Origin of the sequence: Panacibacter ginsenosidivorans (assembly GCF_007971225.1) — a bacterium.
In the GTDB taxonomy this organism is placed as follows: domain Bacteria; phylum Bacteroidota; class Bacteroidia; order Chitinophagales; family Chitinophagaceae; genus Panacibacter; species Panacibacter ginsenosidivorans.
The window spans coordinates 451,699-473,361 of record NZ_CP042435.1 but is presented as its reverse complement, the minus strand read 5'-3'; the positions used below and the strand labels follow the sequence as shown (position 1 = coordinate 473,361).

Annotated in this window: 16 protein-coding genes; 2 read left to right on the top strand and 14 right to left on the bottom strand. The window is 37.9% G+C overall.

Going from position 1 to position 21,663, the window contains the following annotated elements:
• Positions 1–367: 367 nt before the first annotated feature.
• The 11 genes from FRZ67_RS01870 to FRZ67_RS01820 all read right to left on the bottom strand — a co-directional run bounded on the left by FRZ67_RS01870 (position 368) and on the right by FRZ67_RS01820 (position 15,778).
• Positions 368–1,948 (bottom strand): amidohydrolase, encoded by a 1,581-nt coding sequence (locus tag FRZ67_RS01870; protein WP_147187910.1) that lies wholly within the window; start codon positions 1,946–1,948, stop codon positions 368–370.
• The gene (locus tag FRZ67_RS01865) at positions 1,948–2,367 is read right to left on the bottom strand and encodes a GNAT family N-acetyltransferase (RefSeq protein ID WP_147187909.1); all 420 of its coding nucleotides are present in this window, start codon (positions 2,365–2,367) and stop codon (positions 1,948–1,950) included. The genes FRZ67_RS01870 and FRZ67_RS01865 overlap by 1 nt, the downstream gene beginning before the upstream one ends.
• A gap of 152 nt (positions 2,368–2,519) precedes the next feature.
• Positions 2,520–3,866, bottom strand: coding sequence for an aspartate aminotransferase family protein (locus tag FRZ67_RS01860; protein WP_147187908.1), 1,347 nt, complete (start codon positions 3,864–3,866; stop codon positions 2,520–2,522).
• 132 nt (positions 3,867–3,998) lie between these two features.
• The gene (locus tag FRZ67_RS01855; RefSeq protein ID WP_158638281.1) at positions 3,999–4,601 is read right to left on the bottom strand and encodes a GNAT family N-acetyltransferase; all 603 of its coding nucleotides are present in this window, start codon (positions 4,599–4,601) and stop codon (positions 3,999–4,001) included.
• Between the two features lie 250 nt (positions 4,602–4,851).
• The gene (locus tag FRZ67_RS01850; RefSeq protein WP_147187906.1) at positions 4,852–6,219 is read right to left on the bottom strand and encodes a Na+/H+ antiporter NhaC family protein; all 1,368 of its coding nucleotides are present in this window, start codon (positions 6,217–6,219) and stop codon (positions 4,852–4,854) included.
• A gap of 85 nt (positions 6,220–6,304) precedes the next feature.
• Complete coding sequence (locus FRZ67_RS01845) at positions 6,305–7,726, bottom strand: NAD-dependent succinate-semialdehyde dehydrogenase (protein ID WP_147187905.1); 1,422 nt, start codon at positions 7,724–7,726, stop codon at positions 6,305–6,307.
• A 151-nt stretch (positions 7,727–7,877) separates the two neighbouring features.
• A complete protein-coding gene (locus FRZ67_RS01840; RefSeq protein ID WP_225975476.1) occupies positions 7,878–9,197 on the bottom strand; it encodes an aspartate aminotransferase family protein in 1,320 nt (439 codons plus the stop codon).
• A gap of 14 nt (positions 9,198–9,211) precedes the next feature.
• Positions 9,212–10,570 (bottom strand): NAD-dependent succinate-semialdehyde dehydrogenase, encoded by a 1,359-nt coding sequence (locus FRZ67_RS01835; RefSeq protein WP_147187904.1) that lies wholly within the window; start codon positions 10,568–10,570, stop codon positions 9,212–9,214.
• A 21-nt stretch (positions 10,571–10,591) separates the two neighbouring features.
• Positions 10,592–11,962: a RagB/SusD family nutrient uptake outer membrane protein gene (locus FRZ67_RS01830; RefSeq protein WP_147187903.1), complete on the bottom strand. Its 1,371-nt coding sequence runs from the start codon at positions 11,960–11,962 to the stop codon at positions 10,592–10,594.
• A gap of 184 nt (positions 11,963–12,146) precedes the next feature.
• A complete protein-coding gene (locus tag FRZ67_RS01825) occupies positions 12,147–15,263 on the bottom strand; it encodes a SusC/RagA family TonB-linked outer membrane protein (RefSeq protein WP_147187902.1) in 3,117 nt (1,038 codons plus the stop codon).
• Between the two features lie 38 nt (positions 15,264–15,301).
• Positions 15,302–15,778 carry an Lrp/AsnC family transcriptional regulator gene (locus FRZ67_RS01820; protein ID WP_147187901.1) on the bottom strand — a complete coding sequence of 159 codons (477 nt, stop codon included), beginning with the start codon at positions 15,776–15,778 and terminating at the stop codon, positions 15,302–15,304.
• A gap of 602 nt (positions 15,779–16,380) precedes the next feature.
• Between FRZ67_RS01820 and FRZ67_RS01815 the strand changes: the two genes are divergently transcribed.
• Positions 16,381–16,806 (top strand): DUF3276 family protein, encoded by a 426-nt coding sequence (locus FRZ67_RS01815; protein WP_147187900.1) that lies wholly within the window; start codon positions 16,381–16,383, stop codon positions 16,804–16,806.
• A 113-nt stretch (positions 16,807–16,919) separates the two neighbouring features.
• Positions 16,920–19,589 carry a T9SS type A sorting domain-containing protein gene (locus FRZ67_RS01810; RefSeq protein WP_158638280.1) on the top strand — a complete coding sequence of 890 codons (2,670 nt, stop codon included), beginning with the start codon at positions 16,920–16,922 and terminating at the stop codon, positions 19,587–19,589.
• Positions 19,590–19,832: 243 nt separating this feature from the next.
• On the opposite strand, the gene FRZ67_RS01805 is transcribed toward FRZ67_RS01810, so the two are convergent.
• The 3 genes from FRZ67_RS01805 to FRZ67_RS01795 form a co-directional block, all read right to left on the bottom strand.
• Positions 19,833–20,468, bottom strand: a complete 636-nt coding sequence (locus FRZ67_RS01805; protein WP_147187898.1) for a DUF8845 family protein — start codon at positions 20,466–20,468, stop codon at positions 19,833–19,835.
• A gap of 10 nt (positions 20,469–20,478) precedes the next feature.
• Entirely contained in the window at positions 20,479–20,973 is a 495-nt protein-coding gene (locus tag FRZ67_RS01800; protein WP_147187897.1) for an RNA polymerase sigma factor, read from the bottom strand.
• A 153-nt stretch (positions 20,974–21,126) separates the two neighbouring features.
• Entirely contained in the window at positions 21,127–21,543 is a 417-nt protein-coding gene (locus FRZ67_RS01795) for an Hsp20/alpha crystallin family protein (RefSeq protein WP_147187896.1), read from the bottom strand.
• Positions 21,544–21,663: the final 120 nt, after the last annotated feature.

Here is a 21,663-nt window from a genome sequence, read left to right as displayed (position 1 = left end):
TTCTTATATACATACTGACGTAAACTATTTGTTCTACTATTTGGGTACAGACAGTAGTACAACTATTTATCTTCTGTTGTGTCACTCACTTGTACGTTCATATCGCTATTCATCATTACTACAATTTATTTCCACGGCTTATGATCTGTGATATCAAAATTATCTAACCGTTGCCTACGCCTGTTAAATAGCCAACAAAACGCTGAAGAGTGCGACGCAACAGAAGTAAAATAATATTTGTGCTGCCGGGTACATAATCTTCATGAGCCAGAGTTCAAGTTTTTTATTCCATTTTGAGCCAGAGTTTAGTACATAAATTAAACTTCCGTTGCGTCGCACTCATGTACGTTCTGAAATATTATGAGCGTTAATTAATGCGTTTATAAACTTCTTCACCATTTATATAAGTTGAGGTAACATATATATCTTCTTCTTGTGTGATCAAGCTCCCTAATTTTTTGTTCAGTAAAATAAAATCTGCTTTCTTGCCAACTTCAATGCTTCCATTGAAAGCTTCACTGCCATTGGCTTTAGCACTACCCATTGTGTAAGCACAGATAGCTTCCTGTAAAGAAATTTTTTCATCAGCGCCAAGTGTATTGCCATCATTATCCTTTCTAAATATGGCAGCTTTTATACCTGTAAAAGGATTAAAATCTTTGACTACTGGTGCATCACTTGACAAAGCAAGATTGATACCTGCATCCAATACACTTCTATAAGGATATGTGCGGTGCAATCTTTCGTCTTCCAGGTACATCGCAAAATTCTTTCCCAGCTCTTTCAAAAAAATACTCTGCGATACGCAATGGATATTGAGTGCTTTCATTTTTTGTAAATGAATTGAGGAGGGTAAGCCAAGATGTTCTATCCTTAAAATAATATCGTTGTATTGTGCTCTTATTTTTTCATATACATTCAAAACAACGTCTATTGCTTTGTCACCGATTGCATGCGTAGCAATACCAAAACCTCTTGAAGCAGCTTCCAGTGCAAGGGGGTAGAAGAAAGGCTCTGTCAATCGCAGTACACCCATTGATGTGGAATCTTTATAAGGCTTATTCATGGCGGCAGTCATGCCACTCAATCCACCATCAGCAAAAAATTTTACAATATTCACATCCAGCTTATCTGAATGTAATATTGAAGGAACCGGTAAAATATATTCACTGCCATCTGGAACTCTTATAGGTAAAGCATTTACACGTATACGCAATTTATTTTCTCTTTCCAATTGATGATAACATTCTAACAGGTCAGGCATTACTGCGGGGTCAGTTGCTGCTGTTATTCCATAACTTAATAATTCTTCTTCTGCTGCCTTTATCATTAAAGCATAATCATCACTTGAATAAGGGGGAATATTATTGGTAATAACACCTAAAGCTGTTTCAGTAAAAATACCATTGGGCTTACCGTCATTATCCAAACGCATTTCGCCACCCGGCGGAATATGTGTTTGGGCATGTACATGACTTAATTCAATTGCTTTGCTGTTGGCAATGCCAATGTGTGCACAGGTACGAATAATGTATAATGGTCTTTCAGTAGTTACCTTATCCAGGTCTTTTTTGGTAGGTAAACGTTGCTCTTTCATATTAGCTTCATTAAAGCCACGGGCTTGTATCCATCCATTACCAGGATTGCGTTTGATAAAATCAGAAAGCTTATCCTGCATTTCTGTTATGCTGCTTACGCCACGCAAATCAAGTAAAAATGTTTTTAGGTTGCCAACTTTCCAGATATGGATATGTGCATCTATAAATCCAGGTAAAACGGTTTTGCCTTTTGCATCAATGATTTTTGTATTGGACTGTTGCAATGCCAATATTTTTTCGTTGCTTCCAACTGCAACTATTTTCCCATTAGTAATAGCAAATGAATCTGCAGTTGGCTGCTGGGGATTTTGAGTTAAAATATTTGCATTATGTATTAAAAGATCAGCCATTATAAAGTCTTCATAAAATGATGGGCAACTATGGAATAACCTTTATTCAAATACAGTCTGTGTGCAGTATGCCGCTGGTGCCCGGAATCTAATGTTACGTATTTATATCCTTTCTCTTTTGCAAGATCATGTACATAATCTAATAGCATGCCTGCATATCCTTTACCTCTTGTTTCAGGCAATGATACCAGATCGTCTATATAAAAATGTTTGCCATTGTATAAATACTGCTGGTATCTGAAACCTATAGCGGATGCAGCTTTGCCGTTTTCTTCAATATATGCAAGCTGATAACCTTCAGTAAACATTTCTTTTACTGTTGAAACAAATTCTTCTTTAATTAGATGTGGTCTCAATACAAACAGTACATCCCAGCATTTGAATATATCTTCTTCGTTAGTGGCAATTTTTACTTCCATGTTTTTTATTTGTTGAATAAAGAACTATCAGTACAAGTGTGCGACGCAAGGAACGATGCTATGAAAAACTAATGACTGGCTTATAAAAAATTAATAAAAGACAATCAACAAGCATCTTTCAAAGTCTCCCTTTAGGGAGATTTAGAGGGCACTTATTTCCCTCTCTTCTCATGCGCTCTTGCAATTGCATCTTCCAGCACCTGTAAACCTTCGTGTAGTTGATCATCAGTCATTACAATTGGTGGCAGCAAGCGAATACAGTTGCTGTACAAACCGGCACGAATCAAAATGATTCCATGCGCAACTGCATCTTTCAATACTTCCAGCGGAAGTTCAAGATCAGGCTCTTTGGTGTTTTTATCTTTTACAAATTCAACAATACACATAGCGCCAATGGCCCGAACATCGCCTACCAATGCATATTTTGATTTCCATGCATCGAGCGTTGATTTGATAAGATTGCCCACATGATTTGCTCTCTGCAAAAATTCCTGCGAACTCAAGATCTTTAACGCTTCAATAGCCGCAACAGCAGCAACAGGGCTACCACCATACGTGCCACCTACGCCGCCAAGATGTGTGCAGTCCATGATCTCTGCTTTACCAACCACAGCGCTCACAGGCATTCCGGCGCCCAATGATTTTGCAATAGTCATTACATCAGGTACAACACCGGTATGTTCGATAGCAAATAATCTTCCGGTACGTCCGCTTCCACTTTGTATTTCATCAGCGATCATAACGATCCCATGTTTATTGCACAACTCACGAATTTTTTGCATGAATGCTGCAGGCATTTGTATAAAACCTCCTTCGCCCAACACAGGTTCAATAATAAAAGCTGCAACAGATTCAGGATCTACCTGCGCAATAAATGCATGCTCCAAATTTTTGATGCTCCAGTCAAGGTATTCATCTTCGCTCATGCCACTTGGTGTGCGGTAAAAATTTGGCACAGGCAAACGATAAATATCACTTGCAAAAGAACCAAAACCTTTCTTGAACAAACTGTATTTACTCGTTAATGAAAGCGTTAATAAACTTCTTCCATGATAAGCGCCTTCAAAACAAATGATGCCCGGACGTTTGGTATAATAACGTGCCAGCATTACTGCATTCTCAACAGCTTCTGTACCTGTATTGCATAACAATGTTTTCTTAGTAAAGTCTCCGGGTGTAAGCCTGTTCAGCATTTCAGCCAGTTCAATGTATGGTTCAAACGTCGTGACCAAAGAGCATGTATGAATATATTTATCCAGCTGTGCTTTAATGGCATTTACAATTTGTTCGGGTCTGTGACCAACATTGATCATACCAATACCACCTGCAAAATCGAGCAGCGTATTTCCATCTGCATCCCACACCACACCACCTTCTGCTTTTTCTACTACTACTTCAGTTGATTTTGCAAGCCCGGCAGGCAATGCATTTTTTCTTCTCTCCAGCATGGCCAAACTTTTTGGGCCGGGGATACTTGTAACAAGATTGATCGTTGACATTTCGAATCGTTTATATTTTTTGTGTATGTTTTTTTGATATCAGCTTTTGTACAGGTAGCATCTTCGTTGTGTCACTCACTTGTACATTCAGCATATGATTGAGCATTTTCAAATTCTCCAACCATCAAATTTTCAAATTGCCTTTCCTGCGTCTAAAACTATTACTGCACCTGCATTTCCACAGGTTGGATCATTTAAATAATCTTTCATTAATCCAACTATTTCAAAGCCTACTTTTTCCTGTACAGAAACAGTGGGGTCAAAAAGTTCATGATTCTTTACCTTCTTATAATATTCATCGATATTCATCTGATCACTAACAGCAGCATAACCGTTGAGCATACCGACAGTCATCTGACCTTTTAATCCAAGTTGTTTACAGGTGTATTGTCTTGCCCTGTATAATGCTCTTGCAATTCCTTTACTTCTATAGTCAGGATGTACGCTTACATCCATTCCATACAACCATTCACCGTTGGGTTCGTGTGTGGTGAACCAGCCACCACCCATGATCTCAAAAAAAGTATGATGCTCATTATCATTTAAATTAAAATGATAACGGATAGAACTGGTTGCGGCAATTACTTTATCACCATCCAATGCAACAAACTGTCCTTCCGGAAATAATTCAACGTGCTTCTTATATTGATCTGCATGCAATAATTCTTCTTCTGCAAGATTGGGAAATACAATTCTTTGCAATGCTTCTAATTGCTCTGCGTGTTCCTGTTGCATGGGAACAATTATAATTCCTGATGATAATGTTTCTTTATACATGATGCCCGAAACCCCTAAAGGGGCTTTTAAAATTTGATTATAGAGCTTATTTGCTACTAATCTGTCTAAATAGATATTTTTCGTTTGTTGGTTAAAGAACTAACTGTACAAGAGTGCGACGCAACAATGATGCTATGAAAAACTGCAGCCCGGTCCATAAAAATATTCAACTTCAATTTCTTCACTCCCCTTTAGGGGGCTGGGGGCTTTACATCAAATATCCTAATCCAACATACGACAATGCTGTTAATACAAAAGCAAGCAATGCATAAGGCAACTGGGACAATGAATGATCAAGATTATTCAGCTCTGTACTTTGTGAAGTAAGAATGGTTGCATCGCTGTACAGGCAAGCATTTGCCCCAAATACACCTGCACTTATCACTGCGCCAATGCTCATCAAAACATTCGATCCTATTGATTGCGCCAATGGTATAACAATCGGTATCACCACTGCATATACACCCCACGACGAGCCTGTTGTATAAGTGATCAATGAAATAGATACGAAAATTAGAAAAGGAAGTAATTCTTTACTAACCATGGGTTTTACACCATTGATAACATATTGCGTAAGTCCCATTTTATCACCCACTTCTTTTAAAATATAACTGATCACAACAAGTGCCAGTGCATATACCATACTGTTGAATCCTGTAAAAACCGTTTCACTTATCTGCTGAAAGGTGCCAAGTTTTATAAAGAGGTAATAAATAAATGTAAAAGCTACGCCTATCATCACCCCTTTTAGTGCATCATAGTTTAGTGCAAATGTTGCAATAAGTGTAACTGCCAATGGAAGGATAAAAAAAAGAGCACTTGGTTTTTTCTCTGTTTCAAAATGTTCCATTTTTAAAGAGGTCATTTTGCTTTTACCAGGAATTGTTTCACCTGTAAGTTCAGCGCGAACCTGTGCTTTTTTCATTCTTCCGAAAACAGGAATAACACCAAGTATTACAAGCGGAATAAGTAACACAGAAATCCAGCCATACATTACAAATGGAACAACAGAAAGATATACATGATTTCCCTGGCCTGTTGTTGCGAAATTGCATTTTTCCAAAACCGAACCGATAAACAAAGTCCATGTAGACAGCGGAACAATAACACACCATGGAGGAGCTGTTGTGTTTACAATGTAAGCAAGATATTCGCGTGGTATTTTAAAATGATCTGTAATTTTTTTCATGGTAATACCAACTGTTAAGGCACTCAGGTAATCATCCAGGAAAATAAAGAGTCCCAAAAACCATGTGCCAAAAAGCGCAGCACGTTTTGACTTTATTAACCGCAGCATATCTTCACCAAACTTCATAGCACCGCCACTGCGCACCATTAAACCAATCAGTGATCCATACAAACCACAGACAAGTATTACCCATACGGTACTTTCATCCTCCATCACCTTGTAAAATGTTGCAATAAAATCTGTAAAAAAATTACTGTTGTCATGTACAGAAATAATGATGAAACCGGTAATGCAACCAATCAATAATGCTTCAAATGAAGCACGCAATAAAATTGCAAGTACAATTACAACAAGCGGAGGTATAAGTGCAAGTGCGCCGTAATCCATTTATTCGTTTATAGTTTTGTTACCGACTATTGTACTGCTATGATGCATCGTTGTGTCACTCACTTGTACGCTTTCCTATCACTCATCATAACCCACCCCAACTGATCAATTTCTTTTCCATGTATTCAAACAACCCTTCGCTGCCGCTTTCATGACCAATACCACTTTGTTTCCATCCACCGAAAGGCGCTTCTGTTGCATGCGGCGCCCATTCATTAATACCCACCATTCCAAACTCTAAGGATTCGGAAAATAAAAATGCATCGTTGATATTGTTCGTCCATACATAAGAAGCTAAACCGTAAGGTGTGTTGTTGGCCCATTCAATTACATCATTTTTATGTTCCCATTTTATGATGGGCATTACAGGGCCAAATATTTCTTTATTTACGGCCTCTGTTGTTTCATCAACATTTGTAAGCAGGGTAGGAGGAACGAACCAACCTTTATCTGAAGGGGCATTTGCTGCTGCAGCTTTTGCACCGGCATGTTTAGCGTGGTTAATGATTTCAAGCACCTGCTGTTGCTGGCGTTGATTGATCAAAGGCCCCATATTGGTATCTTTTTCCCAACCATAACCAACTTTAATATTTTTAATAGCATCTGATGCAATGGCAACAAACTGATCATACACAAATGCATGAACAAAGAAGCGTTGTGGTGCAACGCATACCTGGCCTGCATTACGCAGTTTTGCTGTAACAGATGATACAGCCAATGCTTCTACATTCACATCATGATTAATAATAACAGGTGCGTTGCCACCAAGCTCTAATGAAAGCTTCGTGTTTGTTTTGGATGCCCCATCCATTAATATTTTTCCAACTCTTGTGCTGCCGGTAAAACTTATTTTCTTAACGACAGGATTACTTAAAAATTCATCACCTATTATGGCCGCATCACCATTAATATTATTCAATACTCCGGCAGGTAAACCCGCTTCTGCCAATGCCTTTACAAGGCAATTAGTGGATGATGCAGTAAATTCAGATCCTTTTGTAACGAGTGTGCAGCCTGCCGCTAACGCTGCAGCCCATGCACGTGCAGGATTGTATGCAGGAAAGTTCCAGGCAGTAATCACACCTACCACGCCCATCGGTTGCCAGATGGTCATCATGCGCTTATCGTTGCGTATCGCAGGTATGGTGCGGCCGTATGCACGTTTCGCCTCTTCCGCAAACCACTCAAATAAATTTGCCGCTACCATCCATTCACCTTTTGCTTCGGCCATGGGTTTACCGCTTTCCATCACGGTGTCTTTTGCGTAGTCATTTACGTTTGTACGAATGATGTCTGCCGCTTTTTTCAATATTGTGCTGCGCTGATAAACATTGGTCTTACTCCATGTTTTGAATGCAGTGTTTGCTGCATCTATAGCAACTTTGCAGTCATTAATGTTTCCCCATGTGATCTCATCAATCACTTCTTCTGTTGCCGGATTGACAAGCTTTTCCGTTTTACCGGATTGTGCTTGTATGAATTCGCCGTTGATATAATTGAGTATCATTTTTATTTTTTTATGAAGCCAGCTGCATTGCTGCTGTTATACATTTGTTGTGTCACTCACTTGTACGTTCCGTCCAGGATTGAGCTAACCGTTGAAGAGTGCGACGCAACGAAAGTTTAATTTTTATTCTAGTGCCTGGTAAAAAAACTTCCTAAACATTTTCACTTATAACCTGTTCCAAAATATCCAATCCTTTATTCAATAGTTCTTCTTCAATTACCAAAGGGCTAAGAATGCGAATTACATTTCCATACACACCGGCAGTAATAATTACAAGGCCACGCTCTGCGCATGTTTCCATTATTTTTTTAGTAAGCTCTGCATTTGGTTTGGTATCATCGCCATCTTTGATAACGTCAAATGCAAGCATAGCGCCAAGCCCACGCACTTCACCGATGATGTTTGGATATGTAGTTTGAAAATGCTCAAATCTTTTGCGCACAATGTTTCCAACCTGCTCGCCAAGTTTATTGATGTTGATCTCTTCCATATATTTGATAGTAGCCAATGATGCAGCGCAACAAATTGGATTGCCTGCATAAGTACCACCAATCGTGCCCGGACTTGCCGCATCCATGATATGCGCCTTGCCAATTACCGCAGCAATAGGAACACCACTACCCATACTTTTTGCCCAGGTAGAAAGATCTGGCGTTACATTGTAATGTTCATACGCCGCCCATTTTCCTGTACGACCAAAACCACTCTGTACTTCGTCGAATATGAGCATGATGCCAAGTTCATCACAAAGTTTTCTTAGTTTTTGAACGTAGGGTTTAGGTGCCACATAGAAACCACCTTCACCCTGCACCAGTTCAATAATGATAGCAGCAACATCTTCGCTGCGCACATTTGATTTGAAGAATAATTTCAGCTTTTGGATTTCCTGTTCTGCAAATACTTCTTCAGAAATTTGTTGTCTCTTTTTGTTGTAAGCCGGATAGTCTATGCGATATACTTCCGGTGCAAAAGGGCCGCAACCGCTTTTATAGGCAACCTTGGAAGTTAGTGACATGGCCATCATTGTTCGTCCATGAAAGCCGCCGCCATAGGCAATTACAGCAGGACGTTTGGTTGCCTGCTTCGCGATCTTAATTACATTCTCTACCGCTTCTGCACCACTGTTTAGCAACATTACTTTTGTAGCATCACCATGCGGTAATATCTCTATCAACTTTTCAGCAAGTTCCAGATACTCTTCATAAACAGCTACGTTAAAGCTGCTATGGATAAGCCTTTCAGCCTGCTCCTGTATAGCTTTTACAACTGTTGGCGGACAATGGCCTGCATTTAACACACCAATACCACCTGCAAAATCTATCAACTCTCTTCCATCAGCATCGATCATAACAGATCCATGTGCATATTGCACAGAAGATGGATTGAAGATGCCTAAGGCATTAGGTACCAAATTTTTTCTTCGTTGATAGAGTTCATCTTTTTTTGAGATCATTTCTGCAACACTTTCCATATAACAAGTTTTTATTAGCCTACATAAATCGTTTTAATATTCATAAACTCATGGATACCGAAATAAGATAATTCTCTTCCATATCCTGATTTTTTGATGCCACCAAAAGGATAGCGCGGATCACTTTTTACCAATGCATTAATAAACACAGCACCTGCTTCAATTTGTTTAGCGAGTGATTGTGCTTTGTCTGTGTCTTTGCTCCAGATTGCAGCACCTAAGCCATAACGATGATCGTTTGCAAAACGAATTGCTGCTGCTTCATCCTTAGCTTCTATAATGCTTGCCATTGGACCAAATACTTCTTCATCAAATGCGGGCATGCCTTCATGCACATGCACCAGCAGGGCAGGAGTGAAGTTGCAATTATTGCGGTCACCACCTGTTACTAATTGAGCACCTTTGCTTAATGATGCCTTGAATTGTTCTTCTATTTTTTCAGCAAGATCAATTCTTGCCATAGGGCCAGTAGTAATGCTTTCATCAAATGGATTGCCCTGCTTCAGTTTGGCGATTTCATTTTGTACAGCTTGTGTAAAAGTATTTTTAGCACTACCTACTGTTATAAAACGTTTGGCTGCAATGCAACTCTGGCCTGCATTCTGCATACGGGACAAAGTTGCAACCTGCGCTGCTTTTTGCATGTCTGCATCTTCCAATACAATTACTACATCACTGCCACCCAATTCTAAAACAGATTTCTTGATTGCTTTGCCAGCCAATGCGCCAACCTTCGAACCTGCTAATTCACTGCCGGTAAGCGTTATGCCCTGTACAATGTCGTGATCAATAATTTTTTCAACAACATCTACATCAACAATCAATGTTTGAAAAACTCCTTCGGCAAAGCCTGCTTCCACAAATAATTTTTCAATCGCCAGTGCTACACCACAAACATTTGGTGCATGTTTTAATAATGCCACATTTCCCGCCATTAAATAAGGCGCTGCAAAACGGAACACCTGCCAGAAAGGGAAGTTCCAGGGCATAATGGCAAGTACAGCTCCAATTGGTTCAAAGCTTACATAGCTTTTTGAAGCATCGGATGGCTGATCAATATCTTTTAAAAAACTTTCTGCATGTGCTGCATAGTGCCTGCAACATGCAGCACACTTTTCAACTTCCGCTTTAGCTTCTCTCAGTACTTTACCCATTTCATTGGTGATGAGTGTTGCATATTCATCCCTATGTTCTGTTAATAGATCTGCAACACGCAGCATCAGTTTGCTTCTTTCAGCAAAAGATGTTTTGCGCCAGTATTTGAAAGCGATCGCAGATTGTGCTAAACATGCTTCCACTTTTGCTACACTCATCACTTCGTATTCAGCAATCGTTTCGAGGGTGTATGGAAATATAGATTTAAATATGTTCATTCTTTCTCACTTTTCACTTAATTAATATCCCGGGTTTTGAACCACCACATCATTTGTTGCACTGGTTTCTCTTGCAGGTATTGGCATAATTGGATTTACACCTTCCCCTAAATATTCTTCTACTTTGCCCAAACGTGCAAGATCTGATAAACGCTGACCTTCAAAATTTAATTCAGCGCGACGTTCATCAAGAATGGCAGTTATATAATCGCCTTCTGTTTCAAAATCCGACGAGGATAATTCTTCCATTCCTCTTGCTGTACGTACTGCATTTAAATCTGCAAGGCCTTCTTCCATACCTGATGCTTCTGCTCTTATTAAATACATTTCGGCAAGACGAATAATGTAAGCAGAATTTTCTTTTGTAGTTTCTCCACGATATTTTTGAGTACGCCCATCTGGTTCAATACTCACATCGTTGTTTACGAAATCAACCAACTGGCTACGTTTATCATCCGGCCTGCTTTCAAAAAATGTATTAAGATCAGCATTGGCAATAAAGATCACATCACTGCGTAATGCATCATCTCTTAAATAAGTGGCTGCATTGTATGCACTGATGTTTTGCGGATCAAACACTAATTCAAATACACTTTCCTCCGTAAGTTTCTGCGTATATATTTTGGTGAAATCATCGGGGCCAAGCAAACCAAAATTTGCATCATCAATTACGGCTGTAGCCATATCTGCTGCTTCAGTCATATCTCCATGATACAGGTAAACCCTTGCCAGCAATGCTTTTGCAGCAGACAAGGAACTGTATTGATTACCCTGGTAATTATTGAATAATCCATCTGCCTGTTGCAGGTCTGCAATGATCTGCTGATACGATTCTTCTACTGTACTTCTTGCAACTGGTTGCTGCGGCGCATCATTTGTAGTAACGATGCTAATACCATATTGAGAATTTTTATCCCAATGTTCACCCCACGTTCTTAACAAATCAAATTCTGCCAATGCTCTTACAAACAAAGCTTCTGCTAATGTATTATCATGTTCATCCGGATCAAGATTTGGAACAGCATCAATATTGTTGATGATCTTATTCGCTGTATATATGGTGTTGTAAATAGCATTGTAAGATTGCTCTACATAAATATTTGAAGTGCCTACTGTTCTTGCAGCAATATCATTCAGGTCAATTACATCATAACCGCCTGTTGTACCATTGTCTGTATAACATTCTGTAAACAATGGAAAGTAGCCACCATAATAATTTCTGTCCTGCAATGTATTGTACATACCAATTCTTGCATTGCGTAATCCATCAACAGAAGTAAAGATCGTGTTATCACCTACTTCGTTTGGAGAAGTAATATCAAGAATTTTTTTACAGGATGTTGCAGTGATATTGATCATCGCAAACAGTAAAATATATTTTATTCCTTTCATAGTATTTTGTTTCTGATGTATGATTTTATGTTACCGGCTTTATATCTTTTATCATCTTCGTTGTGTCACTCACTTCAGCGGTCTTGTTCAATGCTGAGCAAAACGTTGAACGTACAAGAGTGCGACGCAACAAAAGTTTTACAGTAGTAATGGAGCCGGGTTCATAAAATTTCTTTTCATCATTTTAGAAATTAAAGTTTACACCAAAAGTTATTGTTCTTGCCTGTGGGTATGCAGCATAATCAACCCCGGCAGTTTCAGGAGCATTACCACCATTACTGCTTACTTCAGGGTCGAAGCCATAATAACTAGTGAACACATGCAGGTTCTGCACCTGAGCATATAAGCGTAAAGACGTGAAAACCTTTGTGGACTTAGGTTTTATTGTATAACCCAGGTTGACTGTTCTTATACGGAAGAACGATGCGTTCTCTATAAACTGCGATGAATTTTGTAAATAATTAGAGAAGATAAGCGACGCTCTTGGTATATCTGTTTGATCTCCGGGTTTTTCCCAACGGTTGTTTACGATAGTTGCATTGTTTGCATAAACCTGGTAGAGATCACCATTTTCATCCCAACCCTGGTCGCTCCATCCAAGTGTTTGATAAGTGCTGCGAATGAGGTTATAAACTTTATTGCCAAAACTAAATTGTGATACGATAGATAAGTCCCAGTTCTTATAACGGAAATCATTTGTCCATCCACCAAATACATCAGGTGTTGCTTTGCCAAGAATCTGCTGATCGTTATCATCAATAACACCATCTTTATTAAGATCTTCAAATTCGGGATCACCTGTATCAGGATTTACACCAAGGTATTTTATGCCCCAGAATGACCCTACTGCTTCCCCTACTTTTAAAATATGTGTCGGGAAAAGATCATTATATGCACTTAGTAATTCATTATCTGAATACAAAGATTTGATCTTATTCTTAAGATAGCTGATGTTGAAAGAAGAAGTGTAAGTAAAATCTTTATGTCGAACAATGTATGCGTTCAAAGAAAATTCCAAACCTGAATTTTGTATTTCACCAGAGTTAATGGTGATCGACGGAAACCCTGATGTGGCGGGCAACGCAGCTTCTGCTAATAATTTTGTTCTGTTGCCTTTAAAGTATTCAATTGAACCGCTGAAACGGCCTTTCATGATCTCATAATCAATACCAAGGTTGAGCATTTTGTTACGCTGCCAGGTAAGGTCTTTGTTGCCGAGGTTGCGTGGACGCAAGCCTGCATAACCATCATAGCGGCCGGGAGTCCAATAACTCAGGTATTGGAAGTTGCCAATTTCCTGGTCGCCGGTTAAACCATAGCTTACACGCAGTTTAAGATTGCTTAACCACTTAGAATCTTCCAGGAATTTTTCTTTTGTCAATACCCATCCAACAGAGGCGGCGGGGAATAATCCCCACCGGTCTGAAGGATCAAATCTTGAAGAACCATCATAACGGGCACTTAAAGCAACCAGGTACTTTGAATTAAAAGCATAGTTAGCACGGCCTATGAATGAAACCAGCCCCCAACCGGTATTAAGGTCAGATGCTGCTGTAATACTGGAGGCACTGGAAATATTTTGCAATCCGCTTCCGGCAGGAAAACCTTGTCCGCGGATAGATGATGAATTGATCTTTGATGATTGTACGGTAAAGCCACCAAATAAAGTAAGATCATGTTTTTCTTTAAAGGTGTTTTGATAAACCAATGTGTTTTCATTCAGCCATGTTGTATTCCTGTATAAACCTTTTATTGCTTTACCACCTACAGCTTCGCCGTCTGTTGTTATAGGATCAAAGAACTGATCATCTGTAAGATTGGAATAATCTGTACTAAATGAACTCCTGAATTTTAAATTGCTAACAATATCAATATCTGTAAATACTGAACCAATAAAACGATAGCTTGAAGTGTAGGCCGTAATTTCTTTAGCAGATTTTACAGGATTGTCACTCAACCAGCTTGCCTGGTATTCTGTATAATCAGAGTAGGAGCCATCTGCATTGTAAACGGGTTCTAATGGAGATGCGCCTATTGCATTTGTTACAATTCCGGTGTAAGTATCATCATTAAAGCTTCTGCGGTTACGGCTGTAAGTAAAGCTGGCATTGGCTCCTATAGAAACGCGGTTACTTACTTTGTTATCTACGTTCATACGAAAGGAACCACGTTTAAAAAAGTTTTCGATAACAATACCCTGCTGATCAAAGTAATTACCGGCAATAAAGAATTTTGTTTTGTCATTACCACCACGCGCAGATAACTGAATATTACTTATAGGTGCTGTACGCAAAACTTCATCAAGCCAATTGGTATTTACACCAGTGTTCCATGAGTCAGGAAGAGGGTTAGTAAGAATAGCAGGATCAAAACCATCACCAAATAAAGTGGGATCCTGGTTATATAACTTCAGATCCTGCGCTCTTGCATCTTCAATCAGTGCAACAAAACCTTTACTATCCAGGAATGGAATTTTTCTTGCGGCGGTTTGCGTTCCGGTAAAGCTGTTGAATGCAAAATCTGTTTTTCCACTCTTACCTCTTTTTGTGGTAATCAATACAACACCATTGGCTGCACGTGCACCATAGATAGAAGCAGAAGAAGCGTCTTTTAAAATCTCGATAGATTCAATATCATCCGGATTGATATCTGAAATAGAACTTACATTTTGTCCTTGCCCAACTTCATTACCATCTGTATCGTAAGAAGTAGAAAGAGACGAGTTGCTTTCACTGATCATTGGAACACCATCTACCACATATAATGGATTATTGGTGCCACGTACACTTACCAGCAAACCTGCACCCGGTGTGCCCGATGGCTGACTAACTAATACGCCGGAAACCTTTCCCTGCATGCTTTGTGCAAGATTGGATACCGGCTGGTCTTTAAATTCTTTGTTGCGTACAGAAGAGATGGCACCGGTAATATCACTTTTCTTTTGTTTGATATAACCGGTTAGTACTACTTCATTCAGTACACTCACGGATTCTTCCAACTTTATTTCAAATGAAACAAGCGCAGGATTAAAGGCAATTTCTTTTGTTGCATAGCCAACGCTTGTTAAAACAAGAATTCCTGAAAATTCTTTTGTTCGCAGAGAGAAATTACCATCAGCATCTGTCTGGGTAATTTCTGAGGATTTGCCTTTTACCTGTACCGTTACACCTGGCAGTGCTTGCGCATCTTTGCCTGTAACTTTTCCTTTAAGTAAGGTGCCATCGGTTTGCGCATACGTATTATGATAATACAAAGCAGCAAAAAAAAGCAACATGAATAAGAGCAGTTGTTTTCCTTTCATAAGCAGTTGTTTGGTTTTACTTGTTAATGGCGGCAACGTTATTTGGCCCAGAGATCTTTAACCAGGTCAAGATCAGGCTGAGCTATTTTAAAAACTTTCAGGTACATGTTTGTTTCTGTTTCATATACACCTTCAATAACATGTATCTTTTCCATTAATTCAATCAGGTGATTATTATCCCGGCACTGCACATTTAATTCAAGATCATATTTACCGGAGATCATCGCAAGAAAACTAACTTCAGGAAATTGGGATAACCTTTTAGCGGTGGCCTGTATTAGTTTTGCTGGTTTTACAGAAATAAAAATGCGGGCATATGCATGGAATCCAACTTTGTCGGGGTCTACGCGGCCAATGATCTGTACCGTATTATCTTCAATTAATCTTGATAACCTGTTTCGTATAGTGCCAATTGAAACCTTTAATTTTTTAGCAATTATTGTAAGCGACATGGCTCCATCCTTCTGCAGTTCTCTTAATATCTGGTAATCCAGTTCATCCATTTTTTCATCCATTATTACAAAAGATTTATAAATAGCAATTAAAATTACATTTTTTTGATTTATAAAACATTTTTCTGCATTTTTTTAATTTTGTAGCCCTTCTTCTGTAGTACGGCCGGGCTTCGTTGCGTCGCACTCCTGTACGCTCTATTCTGTATGCAGCAATCAGCCGGATAAATGTTTAATAAGGGAAGTAATTGACGTGGAGAATGTATTTGTAATTTACAGGTAATGACTAATAATTAAGGTAGAAGTCTGAAAGATATTTTTGGATAAACAAAGAAAAATATAAACATCAAAAATGAGATATTATACATTTAAATGTGGTATTAATATTGGCAGAAAAATCCTGTTCATAAAAGTTAAGAACCATGAAGTGAGTGACACAACAAGCGATGCCATATAAACAAAATGCCGGTTCAATAAAAAAATAAAATGATGCAGGATAAGCCTGGTACAATATGCATTGATGAAGCAAAAAAGCTTTTTGCGAATTAATAATTGCTTGAAAAAGGCAAAAAAAGCACGAAATAAATTGGTAAAATTTTGGCAATATTAAAACAATCCTATATTTGCGCATCAACGGATTTAATTAACCAAAATCGTATTAACCAGTGGCTTACGAAAACAACGACAAGAAAATGGAAAGCGTGTACAGCAAACGTATACGGGCGGGAAAAAGAAGAACATATTTTTTTGATGTACGCGCTACACGAGGTAATGATTATTTTTTAACCATTACAGAAAGCAGGAAACGTTTCAATGAAGATGGTTATGACAGGCATAAAATATTTCTATACAAAGAAGATTTCAACAAGTTCATCAAAGCATTGGGCGAAGCAGTTGATTATGTAAAAACAGAATTAATGCCTGATTTTGATTTTGATGCATTTAACCATGAATACCCCGAAAGCCAGGATGCAACAGAGAGCACAGAAGAAGTTGCATCGGTGGTTGAAACTGTTTCCGTTGTTGAGATTGTGCAAATTGAAACGCCCACATCTTCAAATGGTTCAACAGAAGAGGTAGACAAATGGTAATATCCCATAAAATTTTAATAAATAAAAGCCGTTCATGCGAACGGCTTTTTTATTTTTCACGTATATCTTTTTCCAGTACTTTTAAATGTTGTATTTCGCTAAAAACCAACAATATGAAAGCATTAAATCGTTTTACAGTTTTTTTCGTATCCCTCCTTTTTATTTCATCTTTTGTGCATGCACAGTTGTATAAGGTTGATCTTGATGAGAAGGTTCAAAAATCATCTTTAATTATTGAAGGAAAAGTGGTTGGTAAAAAAAGTTTCTGGAATGAAGATCATTCGATGATATATACTACTAATACCATTGATGTATACAAATCTTTTAAAGGGGATATAAAAGAAAAACAAGTTGAGGTTGTAACAATTGGTGGAACTGTTGACTTATTTTACATAGAAGCATCCGATCTGCTTGTATTGGAGAAAGGTCAAACAGGTATTTTCTTTTGCCAGCCGAATGTAAGTTCGCTTAAATCTCCCATCACCAAAAAAGGAATGCTTGATATTTACAGCAGTGACCAGGGATTTCTACGATATGATGAAGCTGCTGATGAAGCAAATGCACCATTTGCAAATTATAAAGGCATCGAAAAAAATTTATACAATTTACTTCAGCAGAAAACAGGCAGAGGTCTGAAAATAATTAACAACAGTTACAAGGTAAATAAAGTAAATACTTCCAATGCAGGATCGACTGTACTTGCAGCAAGCATAAGTTCCTTTTCTCCAACAACTGTACACGGAGGCACATTAAATGACCCGGCAAATAATACTCTAACAATTAATGGCTCTGGGTTTGGCGCAACACCTTCCGGTTCATGTGCCGTAAAGTTTAAAGATGGGAATTCCGCATCAACAAGCCCAACGTATTCTATACCATATTATTCATCATACATAGTTTCCTGGAGTGATACTAAAATTGAAATTAAAGTACCATCAAGAGCAGCAACAGGTAAAATAGCTGTTGTAATAAGTAATGGAACCAGTAACACATCGGTTGATACACTCAATGTTTTTTATAGTGTTTTGAATGCAGAATTTATATACGGTGGTGATACGTTGGCAAGTGAACCAAGATTGATGAATACCAATTCTTTGGGCGGTTATAGTTTTTTATATAGCACCAGTACTGCAGGTAGTGGTAAAAATTTTAATACTGCTCCCGAGAAAGCTACTTTTTTGCGTGCTATTACTACATGGAAAGAACAGGTTGGTGTAAATTTCATTGAGGGAGGAACTACTACAACACAGGCGGTGAGTTCTTCTGACAATAAAAATGTGATCATGTTTGATAATAAGAATACAGGTAATGCCGTATTGCCCAGTGGCGTTTTGGCCACAACGTATGGATATTTTTCTGCTTGTACAAAAACATCGACTACTTTATACCAGGCACAGAAAATTGGGTTTGACATGGTTGTAAGAAATAATGGCGTTTCGGCCGGAACCACAACTTTTACGGTAGGTCCCTGCTTTCCCCAGGGATCGGATCTGGATCTTGAAATGGTTATCCTGCATGAGTTAGGCCATGCACTTAATCTTGCACACATTAATGATGATCTTGAATCAAGTAATGGAAATAATGCCTTATACATTAATCCCAGTAAGCTGATGCATTATGCAATAACCAATTATGTAGATAGGCGTTCTCTTGACGTGTCAGCATACCAGGGCGCCTTATATACTACAACAAAACAAAGCAATTCTTATGGTGTTTGCAGCGGTGCATTTACAAGTGAAATGACACCGTTATCATATACTGTCATTTCAAATGATAATTGTCCGGCTTCATTTCCTACAACACCTACAACACCTGGTACAATTGTAAACTTTGACCTGGTACATGCCACCAGCAATAAACTTTCAGACCCACAATTTACTGCCATTAACTGTGGTGTTGTAAATGGACAATTTGTAGTTAATAATGCGTTTTATGCTATAAAGACTAATGGTACCAGCAACAGCAGTTTAAATATTCTTATCAGCAATTATGCAACTACGCCGGCAGGACAAGCTGATACCTGTTCAGGCCAAGGTATAAGACTTGCTGTATATGACGTTAACAGTTGCCCGGCTGGTCAGAATTACCCACAACCTATTGCCTGCAGAACATTTACAGGTAATGGTTCGCTAAGCGCAATTACTGGTTTAAGTGCCAATCATAATTATCTTTTGTATTTTGACGGACTGCGTAATACAAAAGCAATTTTCAATGCTACTTTAAATGGTACAGCTTTGCCACTTACACTTTCCAAGTTTTATGGTGAGTATGTAAACAACAGTAATAAACTGTATATAGACATTCTACAGGCAGTAAATGTAAAAACCATTAGAATCGACAAAAGCACAGATGGAAATAATTTTACAGCAATTGGTTCATTGGAATTTAGTGCTGCAGACCTTGTTGGAAAACATACTTACATAGATGCACTGCCTTTTGCCGGAAACAATTATTATAGAATTGCAATTATCAATAATGATGGTTCTCTTGAATATTCAAATGTGATTTTACTGAAAAATGATGCAAAACGTTTGATACATATTTATCCTAATCCTGTAAAGGATGTGCTTAATATTAACATTACAACTTTTGCTGCAGAGAAATATAATTATAGTGTATTTGATATTTCAGGCAGACTGCTTATCAATAAAAGCTTTGATGCAACGGAAGGAACACAAACTATAAAAGTACCTTTGAACAACGTAGCCGCCGGCACTTACCTGGTAAAGATTACAGATGCCAAAGGAAATATAGTGGCTAAGCAAAATGTGCTAAAGCAGTAAAGTTTTTTTAAAAGTTTATAAAAACTGTTAGTGGTTATTACTGCTAACAGTTTTTTTATGTAACGAACGGAAGTGTTTTATGGCATCGGCTATTGTGTCACTCACTTGTACGTTCGGAAACTTATTCGTCAGGTGTTATTTTAAAAAGTTGGTTGACAATTGCCAATTCATGTGCATCAGTACAAGCGTGCGACGCAACAGAAGTTAAATAGCAGTATAATAGCCGGGTTCAAAAAAATATTATTATTCCTCTAATTCAGCAATAAGATCTTCAAGCTGTTTTACATAATTACCATAAAGCTTTTTCAAATACCATTTGGTAAAGTAATACATGCCCACAGAAAAAAGAATGATGTAAGCAATCAAAAAAGTCATCAATAGAGGAGATTCAATAAGATTAGAGAAAAATGAATTCTGTGTTGAGGAATCGGATAAATTTCCGTCAGTATAACCAAGTATAAATGATATAATAATACTTAAAGGTATCAGCGCCATGGTAAGTTGAAAATAGCGCCTGATGTATTCGTGTATTAGTTTTACCAGTACCTGGAGATTATTCTTTACAGGGAAAATAGTGTTAGTTAGTTTTCGTGTTTTGTTTAATTTAAGGTATAACAATGGAATAAACAATAAGGAGATGATAGTAAATATACCAAAGTAGATACGCAAAGAATGATACTTTGCAAATACAGTTATAGCTGCGCAGCTCACTGTAAAGACAATTGTTATAATTAATTCTATAAGCAGGCTGCGTTTTATTTTGCCTGTTATGGATTGTGTTTTCCTGCCCATAAGCAAGGCAATCTCGGCAGGTGATTTTTCTTTTTGTACCCGCTCCATACGGCCGTTGATCAATGATTTCAGTTCATCTAATTCCATATATTTTATTTTATGAGAACTGATAATGTTTTTTGCTTTCTTCTTTCAACTTTGTTTTTATCCTGTTCATTTTTACTGCAACGTTATTAGCTGTAATGCCAAGCACGTTGCTTATTTCATCGTAACTATAATCTTCAAGGTAGAGCATTACAAGTGCCTTATCAATTTTAGAAAGTGAACCAATGGCGCTGTACATAGCCTGCATCTGTTCTTCAATTTCGGATGTTTCTTCAGGTTGATCAGGGAACTCGTTAGCAGATTCAAAGACAGGCTTTCTTTTTTCTTTACGATAAAAAGAGATGGCCGTATTTAGTGCTACGCGGTAAAGCCAGGTTGAAAATTTAGCATCACCACGAAAACTTTTATAAGCATTCCAGGCCTGCAGGGTTATTTCCTGAAAAAGATCTTCTTTATCAGTTGCATCATGCATGTAAAGGTTACACACCTTGTGAATGATGTTTTGATGTTGGTTTATAAGTGACAGAAAATCGTTTGTAGCCTGCATGCAAGTTGTACCGTTTCTTTATCTTGTAAATATCGGTTTATAAACTTTATGTATAAGTAGCAATAACAATGGAAACATTACAAAATGAAAAACCCCGCATAGAAATGCGGGGTCATTAACCAAAACCAACTGCTTATGAATCAAAAAAATTACTTACTGAATAGCGATTTCTTTAGGTTGTACTTTAATTTCTTCTTTCTTTGGTAATAAGAGTTTCAGCACACCATTTTCGTATTTTGCCTGAATTCCTTCCGCGTTTATTTTATCATCAACACTAAAGCTGCGTTTAAAACTGGTCACACTAAATTCTTTGCGGTGTGTTTTGTAATCTTTATTCTCACTTTCTGCTTTCTTTTCATAACTGATAGTTAGTAATCCTTTTTCAAGATTTACTTTAAAATCTTCCTTGTTTAAGCCTGGCGCTACCAACTCTACATGGTAGGAATCATTTGTCTCATGAATGTTTACAGGGGGAACAGTTAATCCTGTTTCTTTACCCCAAACATTTGGACGAAAAAATTCATCGAACAAATCATTTACGTTTCTGTAATTGTGCTTTGTGAGTGTCATTTTATTATGTTTTTATTTTAAATAATTGAATTATCAACCAAATTCCAAATGCTGTACCATTGCAAAAAAATGCTCATTATTACAGATTTTCAGCAATTAAACACTCTTTTAACGCCATAA

Bases quoted from the DNA above. Each gene is read 5' to 3' on its own strand.
- FRZ67_RS01870 (WP_147187910.1), bottom strand. From the start codon at position 1,948: ATGGCTGATCTTTTAATACATAATGCAAATATTTTAACTCAAAATCCC.
- FRZ67_RS01865 (WP_147187909.1), bottom strand. From the start codon at position 2,367: ATGGAAGTAAAAATTGCCACTAACGAAGAAGATATATTCAAATGCTGG.
- FRZ67_RS01860 (WP_147187908.1), bottom strand. From the start codon at position 3,866: ATGTCAACGATCAATCTTGTTACAAGTATCCCCGGCCCAAAAAGTTTG.
- FRZ67_RS01855 (WP_158638281.1), bottom strand. From the start codon at position 4,601: ATGCAACAGGAACACGCAGAGCAATTAGAAGCATTGCAAAGAATTGTA.
- FRZ67_RS01850 (WP_147187906.1), bottom strand. From the start codon at position 6,219: ATGGATTACGGCGCACTTGCACTTATACCTCCGCTTGTTGTAATTGTA.
- FRZ67_RS01845 (WP_147187905.1), bottom strand. From the start codon at position 7,726: ATGATACTCAATTATATCAACGGCGAATTCATACAAGCACAATCCGGT.
- FRZ67_RS01840 (WP_225975476.1), bottom strand. From the start codon at position 9,197: ATGGAAAGTGTTGCAGAAATGATCTCAAAAAAAGATGAACTCTATCAA.
- FRZ67_RS01835 (WP_147187904.1), bottom strand. From the start codon at position 10,570: ATGAACATATTTAAATCTATATTTCCATACACCCTCGAAACGATTGCT.
- FRZ67_RS01830 (WP_147187903.1), bottom strand. From the start codon at position 11,962: ATGAAAGGAATAAAATATATTTTACTGTTTGCGATGATCAATATCACT.
- FRZ67_RS01825 (WP_147187902.1), bottom strand. From the start codon at position 15,263: ATGAAAGGAAAACAACTGCTCTTATTCATGTTGCTTTTTTTTGCTGCT.
- FRZ67_RS01820 (WP_147187901.1), bottom strand. From the start codon at position 15,778: ATGGATGAAAAAATGGATGAACTGGATTACCAGATATTAAGAGAACTG.
- FRZ67_RS01810 (WP_158638280.1), top strand. From the start codon at position 16,920: ATGAAAGCATTAAATCGTTTTACAGTTTTTTTCGTATCCCTCCTTTTT.
- FRZ67_RS01805 (WP_147187898.1), bottom strand. From the start codon at position 20,468: ATGGAATTAGATGAACTGAAATCATTGATCAACGGCCGTATGGAGCGG.
- FRZ67_RS01800 (WP_147187897.1), bottom strand. From the start codon at position 20,973: ATGCAGGCTACAAACGATTTTCTGTCACTTATAAACCAACATCAAAAC.
- FRZ67_RS01795 (WP_147187896.1), bottom strand. From the start codon at position 21,543: ATGACACTCACAAAGCACAATTACAGAAACGTAAATGATTTGTTCGAT.